Below are 8228 nucleotides of genomic sequence, written 5' to 3' on the forward strand. Positions count from 1 at the left end.
TCACCGCAGCCTGTCGACACCAGCCACGGAGAAACGATGACGAAGAAGATTCTGATCGTCCTCTCGGAATACGGTTACTGGGGCGAGGAACTGCTCGGCCCGGTCGCCACGTTCGACGAGCAGGGCTACCAGTCGGTCTTCGCGACGCCCACGGGCGCGCGGGCCCGAGCCCTGCCGCCGAGCCTCGACCCCGGCTACATCGACCCGCCCCTGGGCCGGTCGGTGACCACGCCGGAGGTCGCGGTGGCGGCCAAGGAGCTGGACGAGTCGTCCCGGCTCGACAACCCCATCAGCCTCGCCGAGTGGATCCCCGAGCGCCCGTACTTCAGCGAGTCGGACTTCCTGCGCAAGATCGAGGCCTACAACCGCGAGCTGGGCAACCTCGACGACGACATCAAGCAGTTCGACGCGATGGTGATCGTCGGCGGCTCGGGCCCGATCGTGGACCTGGCCAACAACGAGCGCCTGCACGAGCTGATCCTCGCGTTCCTGCGCGCCGACAAGCCCATCGTCGGCGAGTGCTACGGCGTCGCGCCGCTGGCGTTCGCCCGCGACTGGGAGGACCGCAAGTCGATCATCTGGGGCAAGCACGTCACGGGCCACTGCAAGGAGTACGACTACAAGGACGGCACCGGCTTCATCGGCGTCGACTTCAACATGGGCCCGCCGCCGTACCCGCTGGAGTACATCCTGCGCGACGCGACCGGCCCCGACGGCGCCTACCACGGCAACGTCGGCAAGGAAGTCTCGGTGATCGTGGACTACCCGTTCATCACCGCCCGCTCCACGCCGGACTCGTTCCCGGCCGGCGAAAAGCTCGTCGAAGTCCTCGAATCGGGTCTGCGCCGATTCGGTTGGTGATCCGCTAGCCCATACGAACCGGGAAGGAAATCGGTCATGACCGCAAGGCCGGGAAAGGTAGCCATCTTCGAGCAGTTCGTCGCCGATGGCTTTACCCGGATGTTCGGGAATCCGGGAACCGTGGAAGAGGGTTTCCTGGACATCCTGGAGGGCGTGCCGGGATTCGAGTACGTGCTGGCGTTGCAGGAGACCGTCGCCATCGCGATGGCCGACGGCTACGCCAGGGCCACGGCGGGCCCCGCACTGGTCCAGCTGCACACCGGGGTGGGGCTCGGCAACGGCGTCGGCATGCTGTACCAGGCCATGCGCGGTCATTCACCGCTGGTGGTCATCGCGGGCGAGGCCGGGGTGCGGTACGACGCGATGGACTCGCAGATGGCCACCGACCTCGTCGCCATGGCGAAGCCGGTGACCAAGTGGGCCACCCGCGTCACCCACCCGTCGTCGCTGCTGCGCACGCTGCGCCGCGCCGTGAAGACCGCCATGACCGCCCCGCGCGGCCCGGTCTTCGTGGCGCTGCCGATGGACGTGCTCGACGCGGAGAACACCGAACCCGTGCGTCCCAGCACGATCCCCAGCCAGGCGGTCGTCCCTGTCCCGAGTGATCTGGACAGGGCGACCGCCGCGCTGACCGGCGCGTACCACCCCTTGATCCTCATGGGTGACGGCGTGTCGGTGTCCGGCGCGCAGGAGGAGCTGACCCGCGTCGCGGAGCTGCTCGACGCGCCGGTGTGGGGCCTGGACTCGTCCGAGCTGAACATGGACAACACGCACCCGCTGTGGCAGGGGCAGCTGGGGCACATGTTCGGCGCCAACAGCGAGCGGCAGGTCGCCGACGCGGACGCGGTGCTGATCGTCGGCACGTACGTGTTCCCCGAGGTGTTCCCCAGCCTGCACAACCCGTTCCGGGCCGACGCCAAGATCGTCCACGTCGACCTGGACACCTACGAGATCGCCAAGAACCACCCGGTGGACGTGGCCCTGGCCGCGGACCCGAAGCACACCCTGGCGGCCCTGGCCGAACGGCTCTTCGCCGCCGGCCGCAGGCCCACGGCCCGCTCCTCCGCCGTCTGGCGCAGGCCGCGGCCGGAGCACAACGCGCCGATGATGGAGCTGTTCGCGGCGGAGCTCGCCGAGCAGGGCGGCAGCGACCTCGTCATCTTCGACGAGGCCCTCACCGCCTCGCCCGGCCTGACGAAGTACCTGCCGCCGCGGGTGGCGGGCAACTACTTCTCCACCCGCGGCGGGTCGCTCGGCATCGGCATCCCCGGCGCCATCGGCGCGAAGATGGCGCGGCCGGACGCCGAGGTCATCGGCTTCACCGGCGACGGCGGCAGCATGTACACCATCCAGGCGCTGTGGACGGCGGCCCGGGAAGGCGTCAACGCCAAGTTCGTCATCTGCAACAACCACCGCTACGAGCTGCTGGACCTCAACATCGAGCAGTACTGGCGGGAACGCGGCATCGACCGGCACGAGTACCCGTCCGGGTTCGACCTGGGCCGGCCGGAGATCGGGTTCGTGGAGCTGGCCCGCGCCCTCGGCGTGGACGGCATGCGGGTGGAGAAGCCGAGCCAGGTGGCGGGCGCGGTGCGCCGCATGCTCACCGCCACCGGTCCGTTCCTGATCGACCTGGTCACCAAGTAGCGGGGGAACGATGCCTACTCTCCCGCGTCGCGAGAACGGCCAGCTGTCCGGCCGCACCATCGCGATCCTGATGGAGACCGACTACGTCGAGCCGGAGATCGCCTACTACGAGCGGAGGTTCGCCGAGGAGGGCGCCACGATCGAGTACCTGACCCGGCTGTGGGGTCAGGAGTCGATCACCTTCACCGGTCACGAGTACCAGGTGCCGATGACGGTCGACGGCGACCTGGAGGCGGTGGACGACGCCAAGCTGCGCACGTACGACGCGATCATCGTGCCCTCGGGCATGGTGTCGGACCGGCTGCGCTACAGCGAGGACGTCAACGCCAAGGCGCCCGCGGTGCGGCTGCTGGAACGCGCGTTCGCCACGCCGGGCGTGCTCAAGGGGATCATCTGCCACGGCATGTGGCTCGTGGCGCCGATCCCTGAGGTGGTGGCCGGTCGCCGGGTCACCTGCCACAACAACCTGATCGGGGACGTCCGCAACATGGGCGCCGTCTACACCGACCAGGACGTGGTGGTGGACGGCGACCTCGTCACCGGCCGCAGCGCCGACGCCGCCCACCTGTTCGCGCGCACCCTGATCGACCTCATCGCGGCCCGCACTCCGGTGGGCAGCATGCGCAGCAGGCAACGGATGCTCAGGGGGATCGGCATGACCCCCTCCCCGCGCCACGCCGCCGAGGACAGGGCCTAGCGCGGACGACAGTCCTTGTGCTGGAACGACGCCCACCCGACCACCGCGAGGTCGCGCCGGTCGTCCGAGGCTCCTTCCCGTCGATCACGTCCGTCGATCGGCAGGGGAGGAGCCTCGGACGACCGACTTCCAGGCGACCGAGCCCGCCGTCCGCGAGGCGGCGGCACTTGACCACAGATGGGACGACCGATGGTCGCTGACAACAACGTGGACTTCGTGTTCTCCGACCTGGTCGCCGGGTACGTCGTCGGGTACGACCCCACCCGCGGCGCGCTCGACCTGCGCACCAGCGACGGCCGCCCGGTGCGGGCGAAGGTCACCCGTGACACCTACGCGGAGATGATCCGCAACCTCGGCGAGCAGCCCGTCTCGGTGACGGAGCCGATGATCGACCTGCTCCGGCCGGGACGGCACGTGTTCGTGTACGGGCTGTTCTACCCCGAGCGGGGCGACACGACGTTCGACGCGAAGCGGGTCGTGCTGGTCGGGCCGGGGGACGCCTACCGGTTCGAGGAGACCGACTGGTGGCCGCGGCAGCTCGCCGAGCTGGCCAAGTTCTACCGGCACGCCCAGTTCGGCTCGAAGAACCCGGTGGACTTCGCCGACTACCGCACCATCCTGCGGCTGGGCGGCGACAAGGCCGACGACCACGTGCAGGAGACCGACACGGTCTCCCGGCTCGTGTACGGCATGGCCAGCGCCTACATGCTCACCGGCGACGAGGACTTCCTCGGCGTCGCCGAGCGCGGCACCGAGTACCTGCGGGACAACATGCGGTTCGTGGACCGCGACGAGAACGTCGTCTACTGGTACCACGGCATCGACGTGCGCGACGGCATCCAGTCGCGCTGCTTCGCGTCGGAGTTCAGCGACGACTCGCAGTCCATCCCCGCCTACGAGCAGATCTACGCCCTGGTGGGGCCGACGCAGACGTACCGGATCACCGGCGACCCGCGCATCGCGTCCGACATCGACGGCACGCTGCGGCTGTTCGAGCGGTTCTTCAAGGACCCGGTGCGCGGCGGCTACTACTCGCACATCGACCCGATCCTGCTCAGCCCGCACCACGAGTCGCTCGGGCCGAACCGGTCGCGCAAGAACTGGAACTCGATCGGCGACCACGCGCCCGCGTACCTGATCAACCTGTACCTGGCCACCGGCGAGGAGCGGCACGCGCGGATGCTGGAGGAGACGTTCGACCTGATCGTCGACCACTTCCCGGACGCCACGAGCCCGTTCGTGCAGGAGCGGTTCCACGGCGACTGGTCGCCCGACCGCTCCCACGGCTGGCAGCAGGACCGCGCGGTCGTCGGCCACAACATGAAGATCGCGTGGAACCTGACCCGGATGAACTCGATCAAGTCGAAGGAGTCGTACTCGGTGCTGGCCGACCGGATCGCCCGGTCGCTGCCCGCGTTCGGCGCCGACCGGCAGCGCGGCGGCTGGTACGACGTGGTGCAGCGGGTGCTGGGCGTCGGCCAGGACCGGCACCGGCTGGTGTGGCACGACCGCAAGGCGTGGTGGCAGCAGGAGCAGGCCATCCTGGCGTACCTGATCCTCGCCGGCACCACCGGCGACCAGGAGTTCCTGAAGCACGGCCGCGAGGCTCAGGCGTTCTACAACGCGTTCTTCCTCGACCACGACGAGGGCGGCGTGTACTTCAACGTCCTCGCCGACGGCCACCCGTACCTGCTGGGCACCGAGCGGCTGAAGGGCAGCCACTCGATGTCCATGTACCACGCGGCGGAGCTGGCGTTCCTGGCCACCGTGTACGGCCGGCTGCTGCTCGGCGGCGGACCGCTGTCGCTGTGGTTCAAGCCGCGCGCCGACGGGTTCAAGGACCGCGTGCTGCGGGTCGCGCCGGACGCGCTGCCGCCGGGGTCCGCCCGCCTGGAGTGGGTCGAGGTCGACGGTCGGCCGTACGCCGACTTCGACCCGGTCGCGATGACGGTGAACCTGCCCGACTCCGACCACGACCTGACCGTGCGGGCCCACCTGGCGCCCGCCGAGGGGTGAGCGGTGACCGCCGACCTCTCGACCCGCTGGGTCGCCGGCTTCGAGGTGCGCGCCGGGCGGCAGCTGCCGTTCGGCGCGACCCCCGTCCCCGGCGGCGTGAACTTCGCCGTGTCGTCCAACCACGCCACCGCGGTCACGCTGGTGCTGTTCCGCCGCGGTGACGCGGAGGTGCTGGCCGAGCTGCCGTTCCCGGAGGACTTCCGGGTCGGCGGCGCGTGGGCGATGACGGTGCTCGGCGTCGACGCCGACGACGTCGACTACGGCTACCGCGTGGACGGGCCGTTCGACCCGGCCGCCGGGCACCGGTTCGACCCCACCGTGGTGATCGCCGACCCGTACGCCAAGGCGCTGGCGGGCGCGGAGGAGTGGGGCGTGCGGCCGGTCCGGTACGCGCAGACCGCGTGGCGCTCGCGCGTGGTGCGGGACGAGTTCGACTGGCAGGACGACCGGCGGCCCGGCATCGCGCACGAGGACCTGGTCGTCTACGAGGCGCACGTGCGCGGCTTCACCCGGCACCCGAACTCCGGTGTCGAGAACCCGGGCACGTACGCGGGCCTGGTGGAGAAGATCCCGTACCTCAAGCGGTTGGGCGTGAACTGCGTCGAGCTGATGCCGGTGTTCGAGTTCGACGAGTTCACGAACTCGCGGCACGACCCGGACACCGACACGTGGTGGTACAACTACTGGGGCTACAGCACGGTGGGCTTCTTCGCGCCCAAGGCGTCCTTCGCCGCCGGACCGTCCCCTGTGGACGAGCTGAAGACCCTCGTGCGGGAACTGCACCGGGCGGGCATCGAGGTCGTCCTCGACGTGGTGTTCAACCACACCGCCGAGGGCAACGAGTGGGGTCCGACGATCTCGTTCCGCGGCCTGGACAACCGCACGTTCTACATGCTCACCCCGGACGGCGAGTACCACAACTTCAGCGGCACCGGGAACACGGTCAACTGCAACGACCCCGTGGTGCGCGGGTTCGTGCTGGACTGCCTGCGGTACTGGGCGTCGGAGTTCCACGTCGACGGCTTCCGGTTCGACCTGGCCGCCATCCTGTCCCGCGGGCCGGACGGCGCGGTGCTCGCGAACCCGCCGCTGGTGGAGGCGCTGGCCAACGACCCGGTGCTGCGCGACTGCAAGCTGATCGCCGAGGCGTGGGACGCGGCGGGCCTCTACCAGGTCGGCACGTTCCCCGGCTACCGGCGGTTCGCCGAGTGGAACGGTCGCTACCGCGACGCGCTGCGCCGGTTCATCAAGGGCGACGACGACGTGGTGGGGGAGATGGCCACCCGGTTCGTCGGCTCGCCCGACCTGTACGGCGACCGCGAGCCCGCCGCGTCGGTCAACTTCGTCACCTCGCACGACGGGTTCACGCTCGCCGACCTGGTGGCGTACAACGAGAAGCACAACGAGGCCAACGGCGAGGACGGCCGCGACGGCGACCCCGGCAACCACTCGTGGAACAGCGGTGTCGAAGGGCCCACCGACGACCCCGAGGTGCTGGCGCTGCGGGAGCGCCAGGTGCGCAACGCGCTGCTGCTCCTGCTCACCAGCCAGGGCGTGCCGATGCTGCTCGCGGGCGACGAGGTCGGCCGCACCCAGCACGGCAACAACAACGCCTACTGCCACGACAGCGAGCTGTCGTGGTTCGACTGGGACCTGGTGCGGCGCAACGAGGAGCTGTTCGAGTTCACCCGCAGGGTGATCGCGTTCCGCGCCGCCCACCCGGCGCTGCGCCGGCGCGGGCACCTGGCCGGCGGCCGGGACGTCACGTGGCACGGGACGACGCCCGGAGAACCCGACTGGTCGACGGTCAGCAGGCTGCTGGCCGCCTCGGTGAGCTTCGGCGACGACCGGGTGTACGTGGCGGCGAACGCGCACTGGGAGGGCGTGGAGCTGGCGTTGCCGGAGGGCGTCGAGTGGCGCCTGTTCGCCGACACGGGCGCGGGCGTGGTGCACGAACCGGGGCAGGAACCGCCGTTGGCCGACCGGTCGCGGCTGTGGGCGGGACCGCGGTCGGTGGTGGTGCTGACCTCCCGTCCGACGCTACAGGAGTGAGGGACGATGAGTTTCGAAGCCAAGAGCCACGTGTGGGACGGGATCGCCACGATCCGGCTGCGCGGTGAGCTGGAGTCCAAGTCGGCGGGCCGCCTCAACCGGGTGATCGAGGAGGTGGCGACGCAGGAGCTGCACCGGCTGGTGCTGCTCATGGACCAGCTGACCTACCTGTCGTCCGCCGGGCTGCGCAGCCTGGTGTACGCGCACCAGAAGCTCGGCCGCGGGGTGGAGATCGTGCTGGTCGGCGCCCGTCCCGAGGTCGCGGAGACGATCCGGCTCACCGGGTTCGACCGCAGCGTGGTGATGCAGGAGCCGACCGGGGCATGACCGAGGAGGTGTCCACACCGGACGCGGTCGGGCCGCGGGTCGCGGACCTGGTGCGCGGCCTCGCCGAGTGCGCCGAGCTGACCCGCGGGCAGGCCTACCGGCTGCGGCTGGCCGCCGACGAGATCGCGACGAACATCGTCGAGCACGGCTACGGCGGGCGCGGCGTCCTGGTCGTGTGCGGCGGCGTGGACGACGACCGCGTCTGGGTCCGCACGGAGGACCGCGCCCCGCCGTTCGACCCGCGCGGCCACGACGCGTCGCACGTGCTGGCGACGCACCCGGCGGAGCGGACGGCGGGCGGGCTGGGGCTGCACGTCGCCATGGCGGGGCTCGACGAGTTCCACTACGAGCGCGTGGACGGCCGCAACCGCAACACGATGGTGGTGTGCCGGGCCGGACGCGATCCGGGCGGCACGGGTTCCGAGCGCGGGACCCGCGGGCCGTGAACCGCGGGTGCGGCGGGACGTCGGGACGTCGGGACGTCGGGTGAAGGACGTGGAGGGGTGATGGGTCGGCCGGTCGGGGTGTTGGCGGGGCGGGGTGGCGCGGCGCCGCGGCTCGGTGGCGCGGGACGCGTGCCGGTGGCGCTGGTCTTCGGCCCGGCGGAGAGCCGTGCGGCCGAGGTCGT

Annotated in this window: 7 protein-coding genes; all 7 read left to right on the forward strand. The window is 70.7% G+C overall.

The annotated features are described in order from the left end of the window. Window positions 1–36 precede the first annotated feature (36 nt). The 7 genes from ACFQ3T_RS08090 to ACFQ3T_RS08120 all read left to right on the forward strand — a co-directional run bounded on the left by ACFQ3T_RS08090 (window position 37) and on the right by ACFQ3T_RS08120 (window position 8046). Window positions 37–861 carry a type 1 glutamine amidotransferase domain-containing protein gene (locus ACFQ3T_RS08090; protein ID WP_380721884.1) on the forward strand — a complete coding sequence of 275 codons (825 nt, stop codon included), beginning with the start codon at window positions 37–39 and terminating at the stop codon, window positions 859–861. Window positions 862–897: 36 nt separating this feature from the next. Further along, on the forward strand, window positions 898–2508 hold the full coding sequence (locus ACFQ3T_RS08095) for a thiamine pyrophosphate-binding protein (RefSeq protein WP_380721886.1): 1611 nt from the start codon (window positions 898–900) through the stop codon (window positions 2506–2508). Between the two features lie 10 nt (window positions 2509–2518). Further along, entirely contained in the window at window positions 2519–3205 is a 687-nt protein-coding gene (locus tag ACFQ3T_RS08100) for a DJ-1/PfpI family protein (RefSeq protein WP_380721888.1), read from the forward strand. A gap of 189 nt (window positions 3206–3394) precedes the next feature. Then, on the forward strand, window positions 3395–5221 hold the full coding sequence (locus ACFQ3T_RS08105) for an AGE family epimerase/isomerase (RefSeq protein WP_380721890.1): 1827 nt from the start codon (window positions 3395–3397) through the stop codon (window positions 5219–5221). 3 nt (window positions 5222–5224) lie between these two features. Next, window positions 5225–7273: a glycogen debranching protein GlgX gene (gene glgX, locus ACFQ3T_RS08110; protein ID WP_380721892.1), complete on the forward strand. Its 2049-nt coding sequence runs from the start codon at window positions 5225–5227 to the stop codon at window positions 7271–7273. 6 nt (window positions 7274–7279) lie between these two features. After that, a complete protein-coding gene (locus ACFQ3T_RS08115) occupies window positions 7280–7600 on the forward strand; it encodes an STAS domain-containing protein (RefSeq protein WP_380721894.1) in 321 nt (106 codons plus the stop codon). Next, window positions 7597–8046 (forward strand): ATP-binding protein, encoded by a 450-nt coding sequence (locus ACFQ3T_RS08120; protein ID WP_380721896.1) that lies wholly within the window; start codon window positions 7597–7599, stop codon window positions 8044–8046. The genes ACFQ3T_RS08115 and ACFQ3T_RS08120 overlap by 4 nt, the downstream gene beginning before the upstream one ends. Window positions 8047–8228 lie beyond the last annotated feature (182 nt).

The organism is Saccharothrix hoggarensis (assembly GCF_042678885.1).
In the GTDB taxonomy this organism is placed as follows: domain Bacteria; phylum Actinomycetota; class Actinomycetes; order Mycobacteriales; family Pseudonocardiaceae; genus Actinosynnema; species Actinosynnema hoggarensis.

What these genes read in the sequence shown, in the direction of transcription:
- ACFQ3T_RS08120 (WP_380721896.1), top strand. Translation starts at nt 7,597, where the DNA reads ATGACCGAGGAGGTGTCCACACCGGACGCGGTCGGGCCGCGGGTCGCG.
- ACFQ3T_RS08090 (WP_380721884.1), top strand. Translation starts at nt 37, where the DNA reads ATGACGAAGAAGATTCTGATCGTCCTCTCGGAATACGGTTACTGGGGC.
- ACFQ3T_RS08105 (WP_380721890.1), top strand. Translation starts at nt 3,395, where the DNA reads ATGGTCGCTGACAACAACGTGGACTTCGTGTTCTCCGACCTGGTCGCC.
- ACFQ3T_RS08115 (WP_380721894.1), top strand. Translation starts at nt 7,280, where the DNA reads ATGAGTTTCGAAGCCAAGAGCCACGTGTGGGACGGGATCGCCACGATC.
- ACFQ3T_RS08100 (WP_380721888.1), top strand. Translation starts at nt 2,519, where the DNA reads ATGCCTACTCTCCCGCGTCGCGAGAACGGCCAGCTGTCCGGCCGCACC.
- ACFQ3T_RS08095 (WP_380721886.1), top strand. Translation starts at nt 898, where the DNA reads ATGACCGCAAGGCCGGGAAAGGTAGCCATCTTCGAGCAGTTCGTCGCC.